General features: G+C 63.7%; 27 protein-coding genes and 1 tRNA gene. 14 read left to right on the top strand and 14 right to left on the bottom strand.

Annotation, left to right across the window (positions count from 1 at the left end):
- Positions 1 to 106 precede the first annotated feature (106 nt).
- Together HAP47_RS20110 and HAP47_RS20105 are read left to right on the top strand one after the other, a co-directional pair.
- The gene (locus tag HAP47_RS20110) at positions 107 to 1,492 is read left to right on the top strand and encodes a hypothetical protein (RefSeq protein WP_173643516.1); all 1,386 of its coding nucleotides are present in this window, start codon (positions 107 to 109) and stop codon (positions 1,490 to 1,492) included.
- A 95-nt stretch (positions 1,493 to 1,587) separates the two neighbouring features.
- The gene (locus HAP47_RS20105; RefSeq protein ID WP_173643515.1) at positions 1,588 to 1,968 is read left to right on the top strand and encodes a hypothetical protein; all 381 of its coding nucleotides are present in this window, start codon (positions 1,588 to 1,590) and stop codon (positions 1,966 to 1,968) included.
- Here the strand turns inward: HAP47_RS20105 and HAP47_RS20100 are convergent.
- Positions 1,928 to 3,556, bottom strand: a complete 1,629-nt coding sequence (locus HAP47_RS20100) for a glycoside hydrolase family 17 protein (protein WP_173643514.1) — start codon at positions 3,554 to 3,556, stop codon at positions 1,928 to 1,930. The two genes, HAP47_RS20105 and HAP47_RS20100, sit on opposite strands and share 41 nt — an antisense overlap.
- Before the next feature lie 245 nt (positions 3,557 to 3,801).
- On the opposite strand from HAP47_RS20100, the gene HAP47_RS20095 reads away from it, so the two are divergent.
- The 3 genes from HAP47_RS20095 to HAP47_RS20085 all read left to right on the top strand — a co-directional run bounded on the left by HAP47_RS20095 (position 3,802) and on the right by HAP47_RS20085 (position 7,725).
- Positions 3,802 to 4,410 (top strand): beta-1-3, beta-1-6-glucan biosynthesis protein, encoded by a 609-nt coding sequence (locus HAP47_RS20095; protein ID WP_173643513.1) that lies wholly within the window; start codon positions 3,802 to 3,804, stop codon positions 4,408 to 4,410.
- A 194-nt stretch (positions 4,411 to 4,604) separates the two neighbouring features.
- A complete protein-coding gene (locus HAP47_RS20090; RefSeq protein ID WP_173643512.1) occupies positions 4,605 to 7,472 on the top strand; it encodes a glycosyltransferase in 2,868 nt (955 codons plus the stop codon).
- A gap of 177 nt (positions 7,473 to 7,649) precedes the next feature.
- Positions 7,650 to 7,725: transfer RNA gene (locus HAP47_RS20085), tRNA-Lys, on the top strand.
- Between the two features lie 433 nt (positions 7,726 to 8,158).
- Here HAP47_RS20085 and HAP47_RS20080 read toward each other — a convergent pair.
- The 4 genes from HAP47_RS20080 to HAP47_RS20065 all read right to left on the bottom strand — a co-directional run bounded on the left by HAP47_RS20080 (position 8,159) and on the right by HAP47_RS20065 (position 11,384).
- On the bottom strand, positions 8,159 to 8,413 hold the full coding sequence (locus tag HAP47_RS20080) for a hypothetical protein (RefSeq protein WP_173643511.1): 255 nt from the start codon (positions 8,411 to 8,413) through the stop codon (positions 8,159 to 8,161).
- Between the two features lie 615 nt (positions 8,414 to 9,028).
- Entirely contained in the window at positions 9,029 to 9,232 is a 204-nt protein-coding gene (locus tag HAP47_RS20075) for a cold-shock protein (RefSeq protein WP_092114124.1), read from the bottom strand.
- Between the two features lie 1,504 nt (positions 9,233 to 10,736).
- Entirely contained in the window at positions 10,737 to 10,982 is a 246-nt protein-coding gene (locus tag HAP47_RS20070; RefSeq protein WP_092114122.1) for a hypothetical protein, read from the bottom strand.
- A gap of 207 nt (positions 10,983 to 11,189) precedes the next feature.
- Positions 11,190 to 11,384 carry a hypothetical protein gene (locus HAP47_RS20065; protein WP_092114120.1) on the bottom strand — a complete coding sequence of 65 codons (195 nt, stop codon included), beginning with the start codon at positions 11,382 to 11,384 and terminating at the stop codon, positions 11,190 to 11,192.
- A gap of 286 nt (positions 11,385 to 11,670) precedes the next feature.
- On the opposite strand from HAP47_RS20065, the gene HAP47_RS20060 reads away from it, so the two are divergent.
- Positions 11,671 to 11,952: a hypothetical protein gene (locus tag HAP47_RS20060; RefSeq protein WP_173643510.1), complete on the top strand. Its 282-nt coding sequence runs from the start codon at positions 11,671 to 11,673 to the stop codon at positions 11,950 to 11,952.
- A gap of 39 nt (positions 11,953 to 11,991) precedes the next feature.
- On the opposite strand, the gene HAP47_RS20055 is transcribed toward HAP47_RS20060, so the two are convergent.
- From HAP47_RS20055 to HAP47_RS20035, 5 genes are all read right to left on the bottom strand, one after another.
- Positions 11,992 to 12,474, bottom strand: coding sequence for a hypothetical protein (locus HAP47_RS20055; protein WP_231168941.1), 483 nt, complete (start codon positions 12,472 to 12,474; stop codon positions 11,992 to 11,994).
- A 37-nt stretch (positions 12,475 to 12,511) separates the two neighbouring features.
- The gene (locus HAP47_RS20050; protein ID WP_173643509.1) at positions 12,512 to 12,676 is read right to left on the bottom strand and encodes a hypothetical protein; all 165 of its coding nucleotides are present in this window, start codon (positions 12,674 to 12,676) and stop codon (positions 12,512 to 12,514) included.
- Between the two features lie 86 nt (positions 12,677 to 12,762).
- The gene (locus HAP47_RS20045; RefSeq protein WP_097672123.1) at positions 12,763 to 13,023 is read right to left on the bottom strand and encodes a DUF3551 domain-containing protein; all 261 of its coding nucleotides are present in this window, start codon (positions 13,021 to 13,023) and stop codon (positions 12,763 to 12,765) included.
- A gap of 296 nt (positions 13,024 to 13,319) precedes the next feature.
- The gene (locus HAP47_RS20040) at positions 13,320 to 14,171 is read right to left on the bottom strand and encodes a 3-hydroxybutyryl-CoA dehydrogenase (RefSeq protein WP_231168940.1); all 852 of its coding nucleotides are present in this window, start codon (positions 14,169 to 14,171) and stop codon (positions 13,320 to 13,322) included.
- 137 nt (positions 14,172 to 14,308) lie between these two features.
- Positions 14,309 to 14,482, bottom strand: a complete 174-nt coding sequence (locus tag HAP47_RS20035; RefSeq protein ID WP_173643507.1) for a hypothetical protein — start codon at positions 14,480 to 14,482, stop codon at positions 14,309 to 14,311.
- Between the two features lie 531 nt (positions 14,483 to 15,013).
- Here HAP47_RS20035 and HAP47_RS20030 point away from each other — a divergent pair.
- The 6 genes from HAP47_RS20030 to HAP47_RS20005 all read left to right on the top strand — a co-directional run bounded on the left by HAP47_RS20030 (position 15,014) and on the right by HAP47_RS20005 (position 18,892).
- Entirely contained in the window at positions 15,014 to 15,229 is a 216-nt protein-coding gene (locus tag HAP47_RS20030) for a hypothetical protein (protein ID WP_173643506.1), read from the top strand.
- Between the two features lie 128 nt (positions 15,230 to 15,357).
- The gene (locus tag HAP47_RS20025) at positions 15,358 to 15,615 is read left to right on the top strand and encodes a hypothetical protein (protein ID WP_173643505.1); all 258 of its coding nucleotides are present in this window, start codon (positions 15,358 to 15,360) and stop codon (positions 15,613 to 15,615) included.
- A 217-nt stretch (positions 15,616 to 15,832) separates the two neighbouring features.
- Positions 15,833 to 17,122, top strand: coding sequence for a hemolysin family protein (locus HAP47_RS20020; RefSeq protein ID WP_173643504.1), 1,290 nt, complete (start codon positions 15,833 to 15,835; stop codon positions 17,120 to 17,122).
- 119 nt (positions 17,123 to 17,241) lie between these two features.
- Positions 17,242 to 17,841, top strand: coding sequence for a formyltransferase family protein (locus HAP47_RS20015; protein WP_173643503.1), 600 nt, complete (start codon positions 17,242 to 17,244; stop codon positions 17,839 to 17,841).
- 192 nt (positions 17,842 to 18,033) lie between these two features.
- Positions 18,034 to 18,393 carry a hypothetical protein gene (locus tag HAP47_RS20010; RefSeq protein WP_231168939.1) on the top strand — a complete coding sequence of 120 codons (360 nt, stop codon included), beginning with the start codon at positions 18,034 to 18,036 and terminating at the stop codon, positions 18,391 to 18,393.
- A 121-nt stretch (positions 18,394 to 18,514) separates the two neighbouring features.
- Positions 18,515 to 18,892, top strand: a complete 378-nt coding sequence (locus HAP47_RS20005) for a hypothetical protein (protein WP_371821819.1) — start codon at positions 18,515 to 18,517, stop codon at positions 18,890 to 18,892.
- Positions 18,893 to 18,980: 88 nt separating this feature from the next.
- Here HAP47_RS20005 and HAP47_RS20000 read toward each other — a convergent pair whose 3' ends face one another.
- Positions 18,981 to 19,379 carry a RidA family protein gene (locus tag HAP47_RS20000; RefSeq protein ID WP_092114104.1) on the bottom strand — a complete coding sequence of 133 codons (399 nt, stop codon included), beginning with the start codon at positions 19,377 to 19,379 and terminating at the stop codon, positions 18,981 to 18,983.
- Positions 19,380 to 19,521: 142 nt separating this feature from the next.
- On the opposite strand from HAP47_RS20000, the gene HAP47_RS19995 reads away from it, so the two are divergent.
- Positions 19,522 to 20,397, top strand: coding sequence for a DMT family transporter (locus HAP47_RS19995; RefSeq protein WP_173643501.1), 876 nt, complete (start codon positions 19,522 to 19,524; stop codon positions 20,395 to 20,397).
- Positions 20,398 to 20,476: 79 nt separating this feature from the next.
- Here the strand turns inward: HAP47_RS19995 and HAP47_RS19990 are convergent, their stop codons facing one another.
- Positions 20,477 to 20,722, bottom strand: a complete 246-nt coding sequence (locus tag HAP47_RS19990) for a BrnA antitoxin family protein (protein ID WP_092114100.1) — start codon at positions 20,720 to 20,722, stop codon at positions 20,477 to 20,479.
- Positions 20,723 to 20,725: 3 nt separating this feature from the next.
- Positions 20,726 to 21,700 (bottom strand): cysteine synthase A, encoded by a 975-nt coding sequence (gene cysK, locus HAP47_RS19985; protein ID WP_176396306.1) that lies wholly within the window; start codon positions 21,698 to 21,700, stop codon positions 20,726 to 20,728.
- A 226-nt stretch (positions 21,701 to 21,926) separates the two neighbouring features.
- On the opposite strand from cysK, the gene HAP47_RS19980 reads away from it, so the two are divergent.
- The gene (locus HAP47_RS19980; RefSeq protein WP_092114096.1) at positions 21,927 to 22,142 is read left to right on the top strand and encodes a hypothetical protein; all 216 of its coding nucleotides are present in this window, start codon (positions 21,927 to 21,929) and stop codon (positions 22,140 to 22,142) included.
- Positions 22,143 to 22,151: 9 nt separating this feature from the next.
- Here the strand turns inward: HAP47_RS19980 and tgt are convergent, their stop codons facing one another.
- A complete protein-coding gene (tgt, locus tag HAP47_RS19975; protein WP_173643500.1) occupies positions 22,152 to 23,285 on the bottom strand; it encodes a tRNA guanosine(34) transglycosylase Tgt in 1,134 nt (377 codons plus the stop codon).
- Positions 23,286 to 23,480: the final 195 nt, after the last annotated feature.

Raw genomic sequence — 23,480 nt, 5'->3', positions numbered from 1 at the left:
AAGAAACCGATTCGCCTCCGTGGCTCCCCAGATTCAAGTTCCCGGTCCATTTCCTGTTAATCTTTGCCTCGTGATTCGGCGGGCCTTGAGGAGGGCCAAGCGGGCTTTGGCCAAAGATCCCGACAATCTGGCGGCGGATTTCGACACCGAAAGCACCACCGGCTTTTTGGCCGAGGAGGATGCTTTCGATCGCCGCGTGCTGTGGCGGCTCGGCTCGTGGGGCGTGGTTGCGGTCGGTGCGTTCACCATCGCCGTGATGGCCAACCAGTCGGCGCTGACGCTGCGGCGCGACCAGGTCGCCGCATCTGATGTCGCGCGCCAGGCCCAGCAGCTGCAGACGCTGGCGAACGAGAGCCACAACGAGACGCGGCGACTGGCATCCGCGATCGATACGCTCAACGCCGACCGCGACCGGCTGTATTCGCGCGTCACCACGCTGGAACAGGGTCTCGACTCCGTGACCGGCACGATCGCGAAGCAGCCGGTGGCGGCCGCACCGGCACCACCAACTCCGGCAGCGTCGCCTGCTACGGCGCCCGCATCAGCCAATTCGGCGCCGGCGACGGCGGCACCAGCCGTTGCCGCCGTCGCAACGACGCCGCCTGCCCCGTTGGACAAGCCGACCGCGATCGACAAGGTGGTGGCATCCATCGACAGCAAGGCGTCGGCACCGGTCGAGAAACCAGTGGCAGCGGCCGAGAAGCCCATGCCGGCCGACAAGAAGCCGACGGCCGCCGCGAGCAGGCCGCCGGTTGCTGCGGAGAAGCCGTCGACCTCCGAGAGTTCGCCGCCGGTTTCTGCTTCCGCCCCATCAGTTGCCAGTCCGATGAGCGCCGCGACCGCTGCGGCCAGTACCGACCAAGTAAAGGCGGCCGCGCCAGCGCCCGCGGCCATGCCGGCTGCGGACAAGCCGCTCATGGCATCGCGCGATCCTGCGCCGAGCAAGGCAACCGAAGCGCCCAAGCCGCCGACCTCGAGCGATGTCAACGCCGCGCCGATCCCGCCGCTGATGATCACCCGGGATCCGGACTCCGACGTCGAAGACGAGGCGCCGAAGGCCCAGATCCAGCGCACCGAGTTCGGCGTCGATCTCGGCACGGCAAATTCGGTCAACGGACTGCGCGCGCTCTGGCGCAGCCTCTTGAAGTCGAAGGCCAACGCGCCGCTGGCTGCGCTGCGACCGATCATCGTCATCAAGGAGAATGGCAACGGGCTCGGCATGCAGTTGCGCCTGGTGGCCGGGCCGCTGAACGACGCCGGGACCGCCGCCAGGATTTGCGCCGGCCTCAGCCTGGTCCAGCGGACCTGCGAGACGGCGATCTATGACGGCCAGCGGTTGGCCCTGAACGAGCCGCCTGCCGGAGCCAAGCCGGCGTTGGCGCACCGGCGGGCCGCGCCGAGGCGCACAGTCGCACCGTCGCAGCCGGTTGCCGAGGAAAAGAAGCCCGAGCCGACGACAATCTCCTCGATGTTCCGGCGGAACAGCCAATAATCATGTCCGGCAAAGGATTGCGCCCAAATTCTCAACCGATTTCGCTGCTCTGACCGAGCCTTGTCCGAAACCCCGTTCCCGACCATAGTGCCGCGATGATAAAACCTCCGTTCCGCCTCTCCCCCTATCAGGTCCAGTTCCTGATGGTTGTGGGCTTCGTCACCGTCGGCTACGCGCTGTACGTGCGCTATCTCGCCATCGAATTCTCGCCGGTTGCACTGGCCTGCGACGCCGGCACGCAGACCATGATCTGCAAGGCCCGCGCGCTCTCGACCGTGCTGTTCAAGAATTCGGTGTTCGGGATCACCGCGCTGGTGATTGCGGTGCTGAACCTGACGCGGCCGTCGATCGTGCTGCTCACCGTTGGCTTGATCGCAGCCGGGCTCGGGATCGTGCTCTACAACGTCGTGCTGTCGGGGCTCGCGATCGGCTTGTTTATCCTGGGTTTTGCGCGGCCCGCGCCCGCCACAGCGTAGCGGCGAGCAAGAGGTACATCACGCAGGTCCAGTCCGACTGCCAGTTGATCGTGCCCTCGTTGTAGATCGTGAAGAGGGCGGCGATCGCCAACAGACCGGCGAACACGGATTCCGCAAGCGGCCGGACGCCTTCCTTCGGGCGATTGAGCATGGTGAGCAGCGCGAACGGCACCACCGCCATGGTGAGCGAAGCGTACGGGAAATCGCGGTAGCGCGGATCGAAGGCGAAGCCGAGCGCGGTCTCGGCTGCGATGACCGTGGTGATGACCAGCACGATCGCCAGCAATGCGCCGATCGCACCCTTGCCGCGATAGTCGCGCGGCCCGACCAGCTCCAGGAAGGTCGGCAGCGAGCGCCCGGCGATCAGCGCATGCGCGGTCAGCAGGGGCGATGCGATCGCGGCTGCGAGCAGCATGCCCCAATGCAGCCAGCCGCCGACACCGTAGCTCTCGTAATGCATCTTGTCGCCGGCGATCCCGAGCAGCGCCCCCGCCGTCGTCGCCGAAATCGCGACCGCGATCCAGGCCGACGGCCGCGGCGTCCAGGGCCGCCGGCGCAGCGTCAGCCAGGCCGCGAGGAAAGTGGCGATGGACAGCGCCATGCCGCCCGCCATCTGCAGCTTCCAGTCCGGATAATTGCTGATCGCAACGCCCGGCGGGTACTTCACCTGCCGCTTGATCGCATCGAAGAGGCCCCAATTGCCGCCGACCGTACCCTCGAGCTTGCGCTTCCAGGGCTGGTCATAGGCCTCGATCAGATTGACGCGAAAACCCTCGCGCTTGGCGAGATCGAGGATCTCGGACACCACCCGCGCCTGGTTGGTGCGCGACGGCAAGGCGCCCTCCCGCATCCGCCCCGCGCTCGGCCAGCCGGTCTCGCCGATCAGGATCTCCTTGCCCGGGAACGTCACCGCCATCCGCTTGCGGATATCGTCGACATGCGCCGCGGCGTACTTCGCCTTGACCGGGATGTCCTCCCAATATGGCAGGATGTGAATGGTAACGAAATCGACCGCGTCATAGATCTCGCGGTTCTTCACCCAGTATTCCCAGACGTCGGCATAGGTGACAGGGAGATTGCCCGCCGCGGCCTTCACCGCGCGGATGTTGCCGGCAAGATCGGCGGCGGTCATCTCGCCGCGCAGCAGCACCTCGTTCCCGACGATCAGCGAGGTGACGACGCCGGGATATTCCTTGGCGAGCCGGACCGCGATCGCGATCTGCTGCAAATTCTTGAAGCGGTTGCTGCTGAGCCAGATGCCCTGCATCACCTTCAGCCCGACCTTGGCCGCCACGCCGGGCACCTGGTCGAGGCCGTTCTCGATCGAATAGGTCCGCACGCAATCGGTGACCTTGGCGAGATCGGCGAGGTCCTGCTCGATCTGTTCGACCGGAATCTGCGTGGTGGGATCGAGCGGCGTCTGGGCGCCGCGGAACGGCGTGTAGGACACGCATTGCAGCTTTGCGGCAGGATCGATCGGCGCACGCGCGAGCGTAATCGGCGTGGCGAGCCACCACCACACAGATGCAATCACAGCGAGCGAAATCAGGAGAAGCGCCAGCGGCGTACGAAGCGAAATCGGTTCCATCCTCCGGGGGACCGTCGAATTAGCCGGTCACGGCCCGTCTGCCAAGTCCAGGAATCGGTCAATACCATGGTTGTCCTGCGACAGTTTTGCGCTGGGCCGATAAAGTTGTGAGTTTGCTGGACAAAATACCAAATTCCAGTCATCAGACTTCGCCAGAGTCTCCGCCGCACTGGAGACCTATTTGGACGGCATCACGCCAGCCGTTTAGGATGATCCCGCCGGGGCCGGAACATATCGGGGAATGCATGCGTCGACGGCTGCTTGAGTTGAAGAACACTGCTTTGCGCCATCTTGCCGTAACGGGCCTCGTCACAGCGCTCGCGCTCTTGAACGGAGCCGGCGGCGCGTTCGCCCAGAGCGGCACGCCGAATCCGCCTGATCAGGCCAAACAGCAGCCTGGACAGCCCGACGCCAATGCCAACGCCGTGCGGGAAGCCAACCAGCGCAAGGTCGAGGAGTTCGTCGAGGCCCAGCAGGCCATCAACGGTCCGGCCGGCAACCCGGAATGCGTCTGGCTCGGCCGCCGCGTGGTCCGCCTGATGTGGAACGACGACCTCGACACCGCCTTCCGCCATCTCGACCTCTATGACCGGTTCGGCTGCCCCGGCGGCCACGTCCAGGCCGCCTTCCGCTGCCTGACCCGGTTCGGCGCCCAGATCGACGACAAGGTGCGCGGCAGCCTCGACGGCCGCATCCACGCCTGCTGGATCAATCCGGGTGCCCAGCCGCAGGCCGCGGCAGCCGCCGCGTCTACCCCGTCGCCGTCGACGGCCGGCAATGCCGCCCCTGCGCCGGCCGCCTCGCCCTCGCCTGCGCCGACCCCGTCGGCGACACCGGCGCCGACATCGAAATAGCCGCATCGCACGATCGGATACGGCCGCGATTTTTTTTCGCGGCTGAAACGGCTTGCGCCCTTAAAACGCCATTGCGGCATACCAGTTGTTAAATCGGATGGCGGAGATATCTTTCCCTCTGCCGCTATGTTGGTCGAACCCAGGGGACGGGTTCGCTTAGTCCTCAATCTCAGGCCCCGTATGGTTTAACCGCGATGCGCGCCGTCGTCGCCGTCCTGTTGCTTGTCACCGCCGCCCACGCCGCCCTGTGGGGTCTCTTCCAGGAGAAGCAGTCGGCGCCCGATTTCCGTGGCACGTTGCCGAGCCTGTCCTATACGCCCTTCGAGCCGAAGCACACGGTCGTCGATGGCGATTCCGACAAGGTGCGCGCCGACCTGAAGAAGCTCTCCGCCTTGACGCGGGCAGTCCGTGGCTACTCCTCGACTGAGGGCAACGAACTGGTGCCGCCGATTGCTGCCGAGTTCGGCATGAAGGTCACGATTGGCGTCTGGATGGGCACGGATGCCGACCGCAACAGTCGTGAACTTGCAGCCGCTGTCGATCTTGCAAAGAACAACAGCAACGTCACAGGTATCGTGATCGGCAACGAAGCTATCTATCGCGGCGAACAGGTTCCAATCGAAAACCTCGGGCCGATACCAAAGCTCAAGCCAACTCAAGAAGAGAACGAGCGCTTTCTTGCTGAATCTGCGCGCTTCCTGCGCGAGGAAACCCCGCGCATCGATCAGGAAGAGGAGGCACGACTTCAAGACGCCAAGGCACAGCCCGAGGACAAGCGGGATGAAGCCGTGAAATGGGCGATTGCCGAGAACAACGTCCAACGACTGATCAAGGTGATCCAGCGCGTCAAGAAATCGGTCAGCGTTCCCGTGACGACGGGCGAAATCTGGAACATCTGGCGCGACCATCCGCAGCTCGCCAATTCGGCCGACTTCGTCGCCGCCCACGTGCTGCCGTATTGGGAGAACTTCACCGACAAGCAGGCGGTGGACCAAGCGGTCGACCGCTACAATCTGTTGCGCGACTCCTTCCCCGGCAAGCGCATCCTGATCGCCGAGTTCGGCTGGCCGAGCCAGGGCTACAATCTTCGCAATGCCGAGCCGGGCGCGTTCCAGCAGGCCACCGTGCTGCGCAATTTCGTCGCCCGCGCCGACGCCATCGGCATGGACTACAACATCGTCGAAGCCATCGATCAGCCCTGGAAGTTCAATGAAGGCGGCGTCGGTCCCTACTGGGGCATCCTCAATGCCGACCGCGAGGCGAAGTTCGCCTGGACCGGCCCGGTCACCGATCTGAACTACTGGAAGATCGCGCTGGTCGCCGTGCTGGTCGGCCTCTTCATGTCGCTGCCGATCCTGCGGCTGGAGCAGCCGACCGTGATGCAGGCGCTGCTGCTGTCGGCCACAGCCAACGGTGTCGGCGCCTGGGTAGCGACCGTGTTCTCGTACTGGACCACGCACTACTTCGTCTGGGGTTCGGCCTTCGCGCTCAGCCTCGGCCTGGTGCTGCTGGTTCCTCTGGTCCTGATCGCGATGGCGCGGATCGAGGAGATCGCGGCAGTGGCGTTCGGCCGCGGCCCGCGCCGGCTGATCGGCAAAAGCGAGCCGCTTGCGCCGGCCACGATGGGCGAGAATGTGACGTTTCCGAAGGTCTCGATCCACATCCCGGCCTATTTCGAACCGGTCGAGATGCTGAAGCAGACGCTCGATGCGGTGTCGCGGCTCGACTATCCGAATTTCGAGTGCGTCTGCATCATCAACAACACACCCGATCCCGACTTCTGGCGGCCGATCCAGGATCACTGCCGGATGCTCGGCGAGCGCTTCAAGTTCATCAATGCCGAGAAGGTGCAGGGCTTCAAGGCCGGCGCGCTGCGGATTGCGATGGAGCGGACCGCGGCGGATGCCGAGATCATCGGCATCATCGACGCCGACTATGTCGTGCATCCGGACTGGCTCAAGGACCTCGTGCCGGCGTTTGCCGATCCGCGCGTCGGCCTGGTGCAGGCGCCACAGGAGCATCGCGACGGCGACCGCTCGCTGATGCACTACATCATGAACGGCGAATATGCCGGGTTCTTTGATATCGGCATGGTGCAGCGCAACGAGTTCAACGCCATCATCGTGCACGGCACGATGTGCCTGATCCGCCGCGCCGCGATGGACAAGGCCGGCGGCTGGTCCTCTGACACGATCTGCGAGGACACCGATCTCGGCCTCTCCATCCAGCAGCAGGGCTGGCTGACGCACTACACCAATGTGCGTTACGGCGAAGGCCTGCTGCCCGACACCTATGAGGCCTTCAAGAAGCAGCGCCACCGCTGGGCCTATGGCGGCTTCCAGATCGTCAAGAAGCACTGGCGGCGCTTCCTGCCCGGCGCCAGCCGGCTGACGCCGGACCAGCGCCGCGAGTTCTCGCTCGGCTGGCTCAACTGGCTCGGGGCCGAAAGCCTCGGCGTCGTGGTCGCGATCCTCAATCTGATCTGGGTCCCGATCGTCGCCTTCGCCGACATCGCGATCCCCGACAAGATCCTGACGCTGCCGATCATCGCCTCCTTCATCGTCTCGCTGGTGCATTTCGTCGCGCTCTACCGGCTGCGGGTGAACATCAAGGCCGGCCAGATGTTGGGGGCCATGATCGCGGCGATGAGCGTGCAATGGACAGTGTCGCGCGCGGTGGCGCAGGGCCTGATCACCGAGCACCTCGCGTTCGCCCGCACCTCGAAAGGCGGCCTGTCGCGGATGTCGATCGAATTCCAGGCGTTCTGGGAAGCCGTGATCGGCGTGCTGCTCCTGGTCGGCGCCATCGTGCTTGTCGTCACCAACGGCTATAAGCAAGTGCGGGAGATCTACATCTTTGCCGGAGTGCTGGTGCTGGAAAGCCTGCCGTTCCTCTCCGCCGTCGCCATCGCGATCCTGGAGAATTCGCGGATCAACGAGTTCGCGTTCTGGCGCAACAGCGCGATCCGGACGGCGGAACTGATCGGGCTCCGCCCGGTCAGCCTGCCCTCGGTCGCCGCCCCGTCGCAGCCGGTCGGCTCGGAAATCCACCACGACAGCTGACTAACTTCAAGAAACCGGCCTAACCCGAGGCGCCGGAACGGCAAATCCGCCGTCACGGTGCACAATTGACCGCCCTTCGGCTATTGACCCGATGGGCCCTGCCCCCTACACAGCGCGGGCTGGAGCATGATCCGGAACGGCTCAAGGCCTGCGTCCGGTTCCGATGTTCAGGTGAGTGAGCGCGTAGCTCAGGCGGTAGAGCACGTGACTTTTAATCATGGGGTCGAGGGTTCGAGTCCCTCCGCGCTCACCAATAGATCCAAGCATTTCCGAAATTTGAGACGACCGGGCACGCAACACTGCTTTGCTTGGGGACATGCCGGGGACGCTAACGCGTCTCGGAAAGACGACCCGCCGGGCGCGAACCGGCCGGCCTTGGTCATCGGCCCGTGGCATAGTCCCTGCAATTTGCTTGCTGCTGGGGATTTCAGTGTCCCAGTTCAGGAAGAAAACGCCGCCGGGCGTGTATTTGTGAGACCGGCGGCGTCTTTTTTTGGGATTAGCGCGACGTAAGCCCCCAGAAGGCAATGAGCAGCAAGGCGCAAGCGCCTAGTCCCATCAGCGATACGACGGCTTCCAGCATCATGGCCGAATCAACTCCGCCCGTCAGACAGCATGCGCGCGAGCGGAGTTTTTGTCGTCGTCAAAGGCGATATAATCGCCTGCCAACTACGGTTCGAGCGATGTCATTCGAGCGGTAGCGCAAGCGACGGCAGCGACTTATTGGCCTGCCCGCAACCTGTTCGTCCCTTGAGAGGCAGAATCGAAGTGGAGCTGGCCACGGCCACCGCGGTCGTGGACCGGCTCATGAATTGGGCCAGATTGGCGTCCGATGACCACTCCACATAACCAACGACTGCAAAGGCAAGCGCTACGACGAGAATGCCGAGCACCGAGGCGGTCGCTACTCCGGACCAATTTTCGCTGCTGAATGATGGCATCGCGATTCTCCGAGACGGGGTTTGCCGGTCGTTAGAACGACTCGCGATTTTCAAATGTGAACGGCCTTACATCTCACGCGGACTTGATGCTGCGGCAAAGCCTGAGACCGGGTGGGTGATACCCGGCGGCTGCACAATGAAAACGACCCCGACGCGGGGAGCATCGAGGCCGCTTATTTGACTCCCAGCAGTCGGGGTTGGGCATTGGTGACCTCTGGAAGCAAATGATGACGCTTTAGGTTGCCGATTGTTCCCGTCCCGTTTTCCGGCAACGGCGAACCAAAAAAGGACGGCCCCCGACGTGGGGAACATCGGGGCCGTTACTTAATGCTCCCGTTGTCGGGGGAAAGTGACTGCAGGAGCGCCGTTTAGGGATCCCTGAGTGGGCCTTGCGCGTTGAGCCCCATCGAGGGGCTGAACCTAGAGGTGGGTTATGTGCGACGTTCCTCGGGATATACAAAGAAAGTTCGAGCGGCGGTGGGCCGCCAGATTTACGCGGCCAGTGGAAACGCGCCGGCCCGAAAGGCATCAATCCAGAAAGCCGGATCAACCCGTCGCCGCTCCCCTCAAAACCCAGACAAAAGTCCGCCCAAATGAACCGGCGGCCCCGGTTCGTTAGCCTACTCTCAGATTCTCTGCCGACGTTTTGCCCCGGTTTTCTCTCTCTTCGTAGCTAACCTTGGCGCCCTCGTTGAGACTGCTCAGCCCTGCCTTCTCAACGGCTGAAATATGTACGAAGACATCCTTCCCCCCGTTGTCGGGTTGAATGAAGCCATAACCCTTCGTCGAATTGAACCACTTCACTGTACCTGTCGCCACGCCGGCTCTCCTCCTTGAAATAAGCGAGGGCAGCCTAAGTCGGTAACGCAGCCGGCTGCAAGGAAAACCGACCGAGCATGAATCGGCGGCCTGTGGTGCTCGCCGAAAAACGATGTCGATTCTTCGTTCAATTGGGCTGGCTGGGTGAGGCCGTTAGCAGATCAGCAAGCAGGTCGACCGCAGGCTTCCCGGGGGGACGGGGCCGGTTTGGGGACGTCTTACGGCCACGTTTCGGAGGAGCCGGCGCGCTGCCCTGCCCACCGGCTCCTCAATTTCGAGAACTTGCCGCCGCCGGGACAAACCATTTCGGGCCCGGCGGCGTACTTTTCACATCCAGGCGGCTGTCCAGTCGGGCAGACAACTTGGAGGCGGCTTGGCACTGATAGCCTTTGCAGAGAACCGCAATGATGCACGTTGCGCCCGTTTCGCGCATTTCGCCGAACGCGATCTTCGTAGGGTACTAGTTCATGGCGTCGATACAGCCGCTTCGCTATATCGCGCTAAAAACGAAGCCCATGAGCAACAGCGCCAGCAGAACAATTGCTCCTGCTACCATGTCTAGCACTTTGCTTGTTACTCGCGACTTCGCCGATTGAATCATAGTTTGTCAGCCCGGGAACTGCGGCTGAATAAGCGATGCTATCATCAGGGCCGCGATCAGTAACGCCGGCGCGCAGCTCACCCCAGCAGCCAACCAAAGCTCTGCGTCGCGAAAGATCTCGCAATCATCCTGCATGGACGGTTCTCCATCCGTCTTGGTCCGAAAGAAACGGCCCCAGCGAGGGGGGCAAGCTGAGGCCAAATTAAACTCAAGTTGCACTTGGGTCAGCGCCGTTGAGGCAGCAGGTCGGCACTGCATCACGACAACCATTACCCAACGCGCTTCGTTCCTTTTCTCAGTCGATCGAGTCCGTGCACAACGGAAACAGCCTCAGCGTTGGGGAACAACGCTGAGGCCGTCATCTTCCTCTGCTATCGCCGACCGCCGATTGCAGCGAAATTCAGCGGCCGTGCTGGGCCTGTAAAAATACGAAATGAAATTGCCTGCCCATGTCTCGGATGATTCCGAGCGATTGAGGTTCCGGAAATAACGTGTGTGAATCGCGGTGAAAAAATCCACGACGTCGCGCTCGAGGGCCGCTTTGAGGTTTCGTTGAAGATTGCAACGAAACCAGTTCTGATCTTGCTCCCCTCTCTTGCTGCGGCGCACCACCACCTTTGCGCGAGGGATTGGCCTTCCAGCGGTATCCGCCGGCTAGTTCATAATCGCAATCGCCGCGGGCATTACTCGATTTACGATGTACCCAATCGTGCGGATTGGCCGACCAACCCACACACCGACCATGCATATCGCGCGATGAGGGATCGCCGCTCCAGCCCAAGGAGCGACGGTCCCGCCCAATCGCAGGGGAGCTGCCCGCCGGCCATCTATGGATTATGTCCATCAAGCGAAAGCCGATCGAGGAGCGACAGAAGCGAATGCCGACCAAGCTTCGATGAGCGCTCACGGCCCGACCGTCAGCGGCAGCTCGCCCTGACCGTTGGTCCAGTCGATGATATCGAGCTGCAGCCCGCGCTTCAGCATCTCTGCTTCGAGACTGCCGGCGTGGCGTTTCCACTCGGGCGTCGAGCGGACCCGGAATTTTGGATCTTCGCCGTTGGCCTCGAATTCATCGTCGGCTTTGAGCGCGCCGCGGATGGCTTCGTACATCATCTTCAGGCTGGCGTCGGTGAAGGCGCCGTAGTCCATCGGTCGTCTCCTGCAGCACTCTCGGAACGCAAAAGGCCGCCACGGAGCTTGTCGTGGCGGCCTTCTGCATAGCGGCCCATCCAGACGGCCCAAGGGGAGCGTGAATGAGTCGAGTTAACGAAACGTTGTTGGCGCGGTGGCGGCATCCACCGCAATGGGGCCAGGATCATCCGCACGGCGTCGCAGCCGTGTCGGCCCGGCCGCTCGTCAGAGCCTCAGGCATCGAAACAATTGGGCGAGCGCCGTGTTGGCGGATTGTGCGCGCCGTTCGAGGATTTCGGCCGCCGTGGCGTAGTTGCGCGCCAGGATCTGGAGCGCGCGTCGAGCATCCGGCAGCGTGGACTGCTTGGCCATCTCCAGGCACTGGTGCTCGAAGTAGCGAAGCTCCTCAAGTTCAGTCATTGCGATTCGTCCGATTTCATCTGCATCTTCGAACTCAGTGCGCCAACGACCTAGTGAAAGTTTGGCAAGATTGTTGCGGACGCGGGATGATCTGGTCGGAGTGTTTCTGGATGCGCGATTTGATAATCACTGCTCCGTGACCAGCGCGGGTGCGTGCTGCGCGGATCGACAAGCACACCTGATCGCTTCAGTATGCGTGAGTCTTGCTTCGGACGCAGCAACGTCTTGACCGCAGTGTTGGGGCATCTTCGCGCGGATTGCGGTGGCGATGCATTTGGTGGGGTCGTTGGCGCAGGCCCGTGGCCGGCGCATCCTTGAGTTGGCATTGTTGAACCCGATGAAGAAACGCGATTGGGCCTTTGTGGCTGCCTGTGTGACCGGCGCGCTGCTGTTCGGTGTCTGGAGCTTCCAGATGGGTATCGCGTTTCATCGCTCCCGGCAGGGCGCAACCGATCTCTCCAGCTCGCACCGGCGTGGCCAAGATGGCGCTCAGGACGGCTCGTCTGCAAGTAGCCCTGCCCGGCCCGCGGCCGACGACAGCGACGAACAGGCCCGACAGCCGCGATAGCTGGCGCAATTGCGTTCCTCACCGCCGCATCGCCTCGATCTAAGCCCACGCCAGGCCGGCGGCGACAGCGGGCTCATCATCGTCGGTCCTCGCACCGGTGAGGCGTCTTCGGCGCGGGCTGTCCTTGGCGCGACGATGACGCGTGTCCAACCGGCGTAGCGCCATCGGCACACGCCGCGCGAGGCCTTGAGCGAGCTCGACGGCCTGTCTCACGACGGCCATCACGGTCGCCACGCGCGTGAACAGGCCGATCAGGAAGATCATCGAGAACACGTCGATATAGGCCAGCACATCGCCGACGAGCATCAATTCGGGAGGAAGCGGAATCCGGTGCAGATAGGCACCGATCAAGATGACGACCGGGATCAGCGCAACCAGCTTCCGCAACGTCAGCCGATCCAGCAAGGCCGTGAGCTCAACGACCAGGACCTGCCAGAGCCAGTCGCCAAGCGCGGCCGGCTTGTCGATCGTCCAAGTCTGCCACAACCGCTGCCACAGCTGCCGCCAGTTCCGTTTCCACATCGCGGCGTCCGCATCCTCTCGAGCGAAACACCGGTGGCTACGGCTTCGACGACGCCTCGCTGCCGTCGCCCTCGACCGCGGCGCCTTGCACATCAGCCGAATCGGCCGATGGAAAGATGCGTTCGTAGTTGGCCCGGGCCTCGCGGATCAGACGCGCACGCTCGCGTTCAGACTTCGAGATGAACCTGATGATCTCGCCCATGTGCTCTCCAACGCAGGGTGAATTCTCCGACCATCGGCAATGCAACCATCATGCCTGATGGCCCCTGGCCGACATGCTCGCGGCGCTTACCGTATCCGCCGCGGCGCTATCCGCTGCTGGCTGAACGCAACACGCGGATTGATGCCGCAATAGGCATCGCGGCCTGACGCCGACGCCTGGCACTGCTCGTAGGTCTGGTAGCCGCAATAGCCGGGGTATCCCTCATCCCTGCCCTGGATGCACCAGGGATAGTCGTAGGGATCGGCCGCCGCCGGCTGTGCGGAGCCGACAATCCAGCTCGTCCCGAGCGCCGCGAACGCCAGAATTGCCAAATTCGACCTGCGCATGATCCTGCTTCCTTCTCGATCGGCACCCAGCCGTTGATTTAGGTACGCCGGGAAGATCTGCGAGGTTTCCGCTCACCGCCTCAAGAAGCTGTGACCCGAGCGCGGAGGCTCGCATCGGAAGCCAGGCGCCCTGGATGGGCGCGGGACCATACAAAAAACACGAGGCCCGGTGTGCCTAGGAGCCCGAGCCTCGTGTCTGATGTCCCCCGCCTCAGTGGCGGATCAGGCGTTGTGGTTACGCGAGCTTGTCCGCGCGATCCATCCCGGATGACTACGGGGTCAGGCGCGCGCAGATTTCACTTGCTGTAGCTGTAGAACCCCTGCCCGGTCTTGCGGCCGAGATGGCCGGCATCGACCATCTCCTTCAGCAGCGGCGCCGGCCGGTATTTGGGATCGTTGAAGCCGGTGTAGAACACCTCCATCACCGACAGCATGGTGTCGAGCCCGATCAGATCGGCAAGCGCGAGCGGGCCGATCGGATGGTTGCAGCCGAGCTTCATGCCGGCATCGATCTCTTCCGCGGTCGCAATGCCTTCCTGCAGCGCGAAGATCGCCTCGTTGATCATCGGGCACAGGATGCGGTTCACCGCAAAGCCCGGGCTGTTCTTCGCGGTGATCGCGACCTTGCCGACACGCTTGGCAAATGCTTCGGCCTTGGCGACCGTGTCGTCCGAGGTCTGCAGGCCGCGGATCAGTTCGAGCAGCGCCATCACCGGGACCGGATTGAAGAAGTGCATCCCGATGAAGCGGTGGGGACGATCGGTCGAGGCCGCAAGGCGGGTGATCGAGATCGACGAGGTGTTGGTCGCGACCAGCGCGCTCGGCTTCAGCCCGGCGCAGAGATCCTTCAGGATCTTGACCTTCAGCTCCTCGTTCTCGGTGGCGGCTTCGATCACGAGATCGCAGGCGGCAAGCTTGGACTTGTCGGTGGTCGCGTTGATCCGCGCGAGCGTCGCGTCGCGATCGGCCGCCGTCATCTTCTCCTTGGCGACCAGTCGGTCGAGACTGGACCCGACCGTCTTCAGGCCGCGTTGCACCGCCGCGTCCGAGATATCCACCATGGTCACGGCAAGCCCCGCCGCCGCGCAGATTTGCGCGATACCGTTGCCCATGGTTCCGGCGCCGATGATGCCAACCGTCTCGATCATTGTGTCTGTCCCTTCTCGTCGCTTGCGCCGCCTCGCGGCCGCATCGTCAAAACGGCGGACCCTTAGGGTCCGCGGATGGCGCATGCATAGCAGTCCGGCCGAACGGCCGATACAGGACACGGCGGTATTCTGGTGGTCTATTCCGGGCGCGGCGGGATGGATCGCCGCGGCGGGATGGCGGGGTGCGGCGGCTCTGCCGAGCGCGACGGCTCGAGCACGCGGTTAAGCCGCACGATCCACCAGGCGAGCCGGCCGTAGCTGCGGCGCAGCGCCGACCCAAATCCCTCGTCGATGTCCTGGTCCCGATCCATGCCGCTCTCGTTGACGTCGATCCTTGAAGGAACGGTGTGACGCGATCAGCCGCTGCACCGGCCGCCGCTAGGAATTTGGCAACCATCGACGCGCAAGCTGAAGGCTTCGGCGCCGGTAATCTCCCGGATTGCACAGGGCAGCCCCCGCGCCGCAGCATCGCCATGGCGGTGCGCCTCCCTTTTAGTTGATCGAATTTTCCGCCGGTCGCCGCGACATAAGGACATTAGACGACGAGGGCTAAGCCCATGCTTTCTGAAAAGTTCTTTTTGGTTCTCGAGACATTGCTCAACGGCCAAACCCATTCCGACGGAAGCCTGCGTGTGGTGAGCACATCGCCCCACATCCCGATCAAGCTTCCGCAGGAAAGCCCGCCGGAACGAAAGCTGCCTCGCTAGGCTTCTTGCCGCGAACCAGCCTGATCGATCGCCGCGACCAATGAAGCCGATCGTCCGTCTCGCGCCCGTGATCCAGCTCATAGTCGGTGCAGGTAAGCTACGCTACCACCACTCCCGCAACGAAGTGGTGCCGCCATGACCTATAAGACCGACAGCAAGACCGATTTCGGGAGCGTCGCCGTCGCGATCTGCGTCGCCGCCTACACGGCGATCATGCTCGCCTATCTCGCCCAATACGATGTCGGGCTAACCGCCACGCAGACGCGCCATCTTTCGATGATGGCCGCGCTGTTCCTGGCGCTGCCGATCGCGCTGGATTTCCTGCGCACCGGCCCTGGTAAGGCGCGCTGAGCCGGGTAACGGCGCGCCTGCCGCATCCGATCTCCCCTGCCGAACACGCGCCTGCGCAACATAGCGCTAGGTGAAGCGACGCGAATCAGCGTTACTTTGCAACTGATCACTTCGTGGGATTTGGCTGCATGACCCAGCCCAGCGTCCTGGATCAGAAGATTTTGGATCAGAACATTCGCGAGCTGCAGGAATGGCTCCGCACTGCCTGGCAGCAGCTTGCGGACCCCTCGCTCACCGCCTTCTCCCGACGCGAACTGCGCAACCAGATGAAGCAATGCAACGCCGATTTGCGCGTGCGGCTGCAAGCCGCTTCCAAACAGATGCTGAGCCAGCCTTCTGCATCGGGCAAGACGTTCGTCCGACCTCAGCTGCGGATACTCGCCTAGGAGCGTTTTCTAGCGCAGCGGATTGCGGCCCGCGCGAAGCAAACGCACCGCTGTCACAAGCGCCAGCGCCCCAAAATGCCGCGATCTCCTGCTGCATGCGCGCCATACGCACCCTCTGCTTGTGCAGAGGCGCCTGACAAGGCACAGCAAGACGGCCCCGATATGCCTATATAAGGCGTTGCAGAGCGGCCCATGCCGCCAAACCTCAGGGACTCCCGTGTTATATCTGGAACTTGCGATCGTGGCGGTCTTGATCGTCGTCAACGGTCTGTTGTCGATGTCGGAGCTCGCGATCGTCTCCTCCCGTCCGGCGCGCCTCGCCGCGCTGGTCGAACGCGGCGTCAGCGGTTCGCGCCGCGCGCTTGCGCTGGCCTCCGATCCCGGCAAATTCCTCTCCACGGTGCAGATCGGCATCACGCTGATCGGAGTGCTGTCGGGCGCCTTCTCGGGCGCGACGCTGGGCCAGCGCCTCTCGCAATGGCTGTTCGAGCTTGGCGTGCCGGCCAACGTCGCCGACGCTGCCGGTGTCGGCATCGTGGTCGGCGTGATCACCTATGCCTCGCTGATCGTCGGCGAACTGGTGCCGAAGCAGATCGCGCTGCGCGATCCCGAAGCGATCGCGGTGCGGGCCGCGCCGGCGATGACGGTGATGGCGAAATTGTCGCTGCCGGTGGTGTGGCTGCTCGACCGCTCCGGCAAGTCATTGCTGTGGCTATTGGGCCATCGCGAGGATGCGCAGGACCGCGTCAGCGAGGACGAGATCAAGACGCTGGTGGTGGAAGCCGAAAACGCCGGCGTGCTGGAACCCGGCGAAAAGGAGATGATCGCCGGCGTGATGCGGCTTGGCGATCTGCCGGTCGGCGCCGTCATGACGCCGCGCCACGAGGTCAGCCTGATCGACCTCGCCGCCCCCGCGCCCGAGATCCTGGCGGCGCTGCAAAAGAGCAGTCATTCGCGCTGCGTGGTGTTCGACGGCAACCGCGATCATGCGCTCGGCATCGTGCAGGCCAAGGACGTGCTCGACGTCTACCTCGCCGGCCAGACACCCGACATCCGCGCGCTGACGCGCGATGCGCCGATCATTCCGGAGACCGTCGACGCCCGAGACGTGGTCGCGATCCTGCGCGACTCCGCGGTGCATATCGGCCTCGTGCACGACGAATACGGCACCTTCCAGGGCGTCGTGACCAGCGCCGACATCCTCGAGGCCATCGTCGGTGCCTTCCATACCGAGGAAGGCCCGGCCGAGCCCGCCTATGTCAGGCGCGACGACGGCTCCTATCTGATCTCGGGCTGGATGCCGGCGCTCGAGTTCAGCGAACTGCTCGGCATCTCGTTGCCCTCACCGCGGCCCTACCAGACCGCCGCCGGCTTCCTGCTGCATGCGTTTGGCGCGATCCCCGATGTTGGTGCGAAAATCAATGCGCAGGGTTGGGACTTCGAGATCGTCGATCTCGACGGCCGGCGTATCGACAAGGTGCTGGCGAGCAAGCGGCCGGCGGCCTGAGGTTGCCAGCCGGCCGACCTGTTGATAACGGGCAGGACAACAAAACAGGCGGCCGCGGTGTGCTATCGGCATGGCGGCAGCCCAAGCAAATCCCGCGTAACCCCCACGGAATTGATCCCATGCGCCTTACCCTCGTCGGTTCCCGCCATTTCGGCGTGACGACCTTGAACATGCTGCGCGAGCACGCCGTCGAGATCGCCCGGGTGGTCGTCCATGACGGCGAGGACCGGCTGGCGGCCGCGGCCCGGGCGGCCGGCATCGAGGTCGTGGTCCAGGCCGATCCCAAGTTGGTGACGGCCGCCGAGATCGCGCCGGGCACCGACCTGATCGTCACGGCCCACAGCCACGCCCGGGTCAGCAAGGAGGCCCTCGCCGTGGCCAAGTTTGGTGGCGTCGGCTACCACCCGTCGCTGCTGCCCCGCCACCGCGGCATCGCGGCGGTGGAATGGACCATCAAGGAAGGCGATCCGATCGCCGGCGGTAGCATCTATCACCTCGCCGACCGCATGGACGCCGGCGCCATCGCCGCCCAGGACTGGGTGTTCGTCAAGAAGGGCGAGACCGCACGCGAATTGTGGGAGCGTGCGCTGGCACCGCTCGGCCTGCGCCTGCTCGGTGAAGTGATCGATTACGCGAAGGCCTTCAAGACGCTCCCGGCCAAACCCCAGGATGAGCAGTTTGCGACCAAGGCGCCTAACCTCAGCCCCGGCAAACACTAATGCGCACTTGGTATCCAAATACCTGAAGCAATCAAACGACGGAACAAACTCTCGTTCCTGACTCGGAACCAGATTCACTATGATGTGTTTGAGTTCACAGGAACATTCAAAGGCTCCCGCGACGCAGCAAATTTTGAACACATTGTGACAGGATAAGCCGCGTCATCACACGAAATTACAGGGATTTGATTCATGCGTTCGATCCGCATTCGCGACCTGATTTTGGTCACCTCGGTCGCTTCGGCTGTTGTCCTCACCGCTGCTCCCGTATCCGCCCAGCAGCCCTATGACGGCCTCTGGAACGTCACTGTGGTCACCAAGACCGGCAGCTGCGAGCCGTCGTCCAGCTCGACCCTGACCGTCTCGGACGGAAGGATCACCGCGCCGGGTGCGGCGATCTCCGGAACCGTGGGCAGCGGGGGCCTTGTGCGAGTCTCGATCAATGGTGCATATGCGAACGGACAACTCAGTGGCAACTCCGGATCGGGGAAGTGGAATGGGGCATCAGCTGGCGTACCGTGCAGCGGCCGATGGGAAGCATCCCGTCAGTAAGATCACCAGCGTATCGAGTTTCTTCGCCATCGCGCGGCGGCCAGCATTTGCAGCCGCCGCGTTTTTCGTGACCGCATTGGCAAGCACCGCGAGCCATGCCCAGTCCAGCCCGTTCGCCGGCATGGCTGGCACCTGGTCGGGCGCCGGCACCGTCACCCTGGATGACGGTTCCAGCGAGCGGATCCGCTGCCGTGCGACCTACCACGTCGGCGGGCCCCGGATGACTATGGGCCTCACCTGCGCCAGCGACGCCTACAAGTTCAACCTGGCGGCCGATGTCCAGGCCGAGGGTAATGCGGTCACGGGCTCCTGGAGCGAGTCCAGCCGCAACGTCAACGGCGATCTGCGAGGTCGCGGCGGCGGCGGCAACTTCCAGGTCGTTGCCAGCGCGCCCGGCTTCAATGCCGACATTGCGATGCGCACCGCCGGCAACAAGCAGTCCGTTACGATCAGGGCCGACAGCCAGTTCCGCGGCGCCAACATCACGCTGTCGAAGTAACCAATCGACACGCCGAACGACAAAAGCCCTCGGGTCATCCCCGAGGGCTTTTTTTGTTGGCTGCGCAGGCAATGGCTCGCATGTGCCTCTATGCGGCAGGCACGAACGCCGTCACCTCGATCTCGACCTTGGCGCGCTGATCGACCAGTCCGTCGATATAGAGCAGCGTGGACGGCGGGAAATTGCGTCCGAGCGTCTCCTTCCACGCCGCGCCGATACCGGCGCCCGCGGCCTCGTATTCGCTGCGGCTGGTCAGGTACCAGGTCAGGCGGACGATGTGCTCGGGACCGGCACTGGCTTCGTTCAACAGCTTGATGATGCGCTTCAGCGCCGTGCCGACCTGGGCAGCCATCTCGGGCGCGTACTCGCCCTTCTCATCGCCGCCGGTCTGCCCCGCCAAGACGATCCATTTGCCGGGCGCATCGAACGCGACACCGTGCGAGAAGCCGCGGGGTTTCGACCACTCGGCCGGTTGCAAGACACGCATGAGCAGATCCTCCTGATGTGATTATTCCCGCCCTGCTTAGCAGAGATCACGCGGTTGGCGCACCACCGCATCGCAGAATTGCGCGTTGCAAATTCATATCGGCTCGCCGATACCGGGAATCCCTCCTCATCTCATTCCGATCATGGATCGCACGCCCTCAAAGACCCGCGCAGCACTGTGGATGTCCGGTTGGCTCGCGCTGATGCTGATCGTGGCGGTGGCCGGCCGCGAGGCGACGCGCGAGGTCAACGTCTTCCAGCTGATGGCCGTGCGCGGCGTGCTCGGCTTCGTGATGCTGTATCCGCTGGTCCACATCCATGGCGGGCTTGCGATCGTGAAGACCGCGCGCGTGCACTTGCACATTGCGCGCAACCTGATCCATTTCTGCGCGCAGCTTGGCTGGTTCTATGCGCTGACACTGATCCCGATCGGCCAGGTGGTCGCGATCGAGTTCACCATGCCGATCTGGACCGCGATCCTCGCGGCGGGCTTCCTCGGCGAACGGATGACATCCTGGAGGATCGTCGCGATCGTGCTTGGCCTTATCGGCGTCATCGTGATCGTGCGGCCGGCGACCGGTGCGATCAATCCGGGCCAGCTGATCGCGCTTGCGGCGGCCATGGGCTTCGGAGTCTCGATCGTCGTGGTCAAATCGCTGACGCGGACCGAGCAGGCGCTGACGATCATCTTCTGGATGCTGGTGGTGCAGTCGCTCGCCAGCATCGGGCCTGCGCTCTATGTCTGGACCTGGCCGCCGCTCTCCACCTGGGGCTGGCTTGCCGTGATCGCATTCTGCGGCACCTTCTCGCATTACTGCATGGCGCGCGCCCTGCTCCACGCTGATGCGACCGTCGTGATCCCGATGGATTTCGTCCGGGTCCCGCTCACCGCGATCGTCGGGTGGCTGATTTATGCCGAGCAGCTCGACGCCTACACGGTGCTTGGCGCCGCCATGATTCTGGCCGGCAACCTCCTGAACCTGAAGCCCGGCGCAAAGCTGCCGGCGCGCGCAAGATGACCGCCGCGCAGCGCTACACCGCTGCCGCTCGACCACAAAGCCCGGGGATCATCCTGGGCTGCTCTGCTTCGAAAGCGTGCTACTTCCCGGCGGCCTTGCGCAGCGCCGCGTTGATGCGGTCCTGCCAGCCGGGGCCGCCCTCCTGGAAATATGCCAGCACGTCCTGATCGATCCGCAGCGTGACCTGCTCCCGGACGCCGGGGACCGGGACGGCCGCAGTCTTCGGCAGCGCATCCGCGACCTTGGTGGTGGCCCGTTTGAACGCCGCCTCGGCTTCGCTGCGGGCATCGTTCAGGGTTCGCGGTCGTCTCGGCTGGTCGGCCATGTCCTAGATTCCTTCAAACAGCACCGTCGAGAGATAGCGCTCCGAGAATGACGGCACAATCGCCAGGATGGTCTTGCCCGCAGCCTCCGGCCGCTTGCCGATCTGCAAGGCGGCGGCGATCGCCGCCCCCGACGAAATGCCGCCGGGAATTCCTTCGTTGCGCGCCAGCGCGCGCGCGGTCTCGATCGCGGTCGCGCTGTTGACCTTGACGATTTCATCGATCACCGAGCGGTCGAGGATGTCAGGAATGAAGCCCGCACCGATGCCCTGAATCTTGTGCGGCGTATGCTGGCCGCCCGACAGCACCGGGCTCTCCTCCGGCTCCACCGCGACGACGCGCAATGACGGCTTGCGCGGCTTCAGCACCTGCCCGACGCCGGTGATGGTGCCGCCGGTGCCGACGCCGGCGACGAAATAATCGATGGTGCCGCCGGTGTCGTTCCAGATCTCCTCTGCCGTGGTGCGGCGATGGATTTCGGGATTGGCGAGGTTCTTGAATTGCTGCGGCATGACGGCGTTGGGGGTCGTGCGCACGAGTTCTTCCGCGGTCGCGATCGAGCCCTTCATTCCCTGCGCCGCCGGCGTCAGCACGATCTCGGCGCCGAGAAAGGCGAGCATCCGCCGCCGCTCGATCGACATCGATTCCGGCATCACGAGCTTCAGCCGATAGCCGCGCGATGCCGCGACATAGGCAAGCGCAATCCCGGTGTTGCCCGAGGTCGGTTCGATCAGCACGGTGTCGGCGTTGATGATGCCGGCCTTCTCCATCGCCACGATCATCGCCGCACCGATGCGGTCCTTCACGCTGGCCGCTGGATTGAAGTATTCCAGCTTGGCGAGGATCGTCGCGTTGACGCCGCTTGCCTGCGGCAGTCTGCGCAGCCGCACGATCGGCGTCGAGCCGATCGCATCGACGATGGAGTCAAAGACGCGGCCGCGTCCGGGTTGCACTGCACTCGTTGTCGACGGCGCGTCCATCAAGCGGCTCCTGCTGCGGATATGCTGGAAATATGCGGTCTTCTCTCATTAGAAGCAGCGCATCATGACGCGCAAGTGAGAAACCGCCGAGACTCAAATTCGTTGCATCGCAAAAATTAGAACCTGCGAAAATAACGTAAAACCTACGCATTTGTGTTGCGACAAGGTCAAACAAATGCGTCTATATACTTTGGTAAGGTGCAGCTCAGAACGCAAAGGAGGTCACATGCCAGCTCTCGCTGAAGTTCTGTCGACCGCAGCGTCCAGGCCCGATCCGCGAGGCAGCGATTTGCCGACCTGTCCTGTGTGTGCTGACTCCATGGTAGCGGCAGAAGCGTCCGCCTACCTGTTCGACAATTTGATCAGCTATCTCTGGACCTGCGACAATTGCGGTTACGGGTTCGTGACCAAGCACACGGTGAAACCGATCGTGTGCAACTGATCACACAGCTCACCTCGGAGCGATGTCACCGCGCGCCCAACCGGCGCGCGTTTTCGTTTTGAAATCCTCGAAGGTGCCGTTTGCCACCGCGTCGCGGATGCCCTGCATCAGCTCCTGGTAATAGGCGACGTTGATTTCGGACAGCAGCATTGCCCCAAGTGTTTCGCCGGCACGCACCAGATGGTGCAGATAAGCGCGCGAAGTGTTGCGCGCCGCCGGCCACGTGCTCTCTTCATCGAGCGGACGCGGATCGCCGATGTGCCGGGCGTTGCGCAGGTTGATCTGCCCGAACCGGGTGAACGCCATGCCGTGCCGCCCGTTCCGTGTCGGCATCACACAGTCGAACATGTCGACGCCACGCGCCACCGCCTCCAGAATGTCCTCCGGCGTGCCGACGCCCATCAGATAGCGCGGCCGATCGGACGGCAGCGCCGGCGCGGTCTCCTCGATCATCGAGAGCATCACCGCCTGCGGCTCGCCGACCGCCAGCCCGCCGATCGCGTAGCCGTGAAAGCCGATCCCCGTCAGGCCGCGCGCGCTGACGTGGCGGAGATCGGGGATGTCGCCGCCCTGGACGATGCCGAACAGCATGTAACCGTCCGGTGCGCTCTCGAAGGCGCGCTTGGAGCGCTCGGCCCAGCGCAGCGACAGTTGCATCGCGCGCTCGATGTCGGCGCGCTCGGCCGGCAGCCGTACGCACTCGTCCATCTGCATCGCGATATCGGAGCCGAGCAGCCGCTGCACCTCGATCGAGCGCTCCGGCGACAGCTCGACCTTGGCGCCGTCGATATGCGAGCGGAAGGTTACGGCCTTCTCGGTCACCTTGCGCAACTCCGAGAGCGACATCACCTGGAAGCCGCCGGAATCCGTCAGCATCGGGCCGCCCCAGCCGGTAAAGCGCTGCAGGCCGCCAAGCCCCGCGATCCGCTCGGCGCCCGGCCGCAGCATCAGGTGATAGGTGTTGCCAAGCACGATATCGGCGCCGGCATCGCGCACCTCGCGCCAATGCATGCCCTTCATCGCCCCGGCGGTGCCGACCGGCATGAATGCGGGCGTCCGGACGACGCCATGCGGCGTGGTCAGGCGCCCGGTGCGGGCGGCGCCGTCAGTGGCCAGCAGTTCGAAATGATTGGGAAGAGTCATGCGGCTGCTTATTGCGTGTCGCCGGTGCCCGATCAACCCGTCGGGTAACGGTCTCCGCGCGACTTCGTGAACGGCGGCTGCCGGGCGGATGCTTGCCCCGGAACGGTCCTTCCGTTAAACAAAACGAAACCGTATCGTTTTAGGTCGAGAATAAGGCGGAGGATCGTTCCCGCCGCGACTGCAATCCGCGTGAAA

It is taken from the genome of Bradyrhizobium sp. 41S5 (genome assembly GCF_011516665.3).
Lineage (GTDB): Bacteria > Pseudomonadota > Alphaproteobacteria > Rhizobiales > Xanthobacteraceae > Bradyrhizobium > Bradyrhizobium quebecense.
The sequence above is the reverse complement of the archived record's forward strand: the minus strand, read 5'-3'. Positions and strand labels throughout refer to the sequence as shown.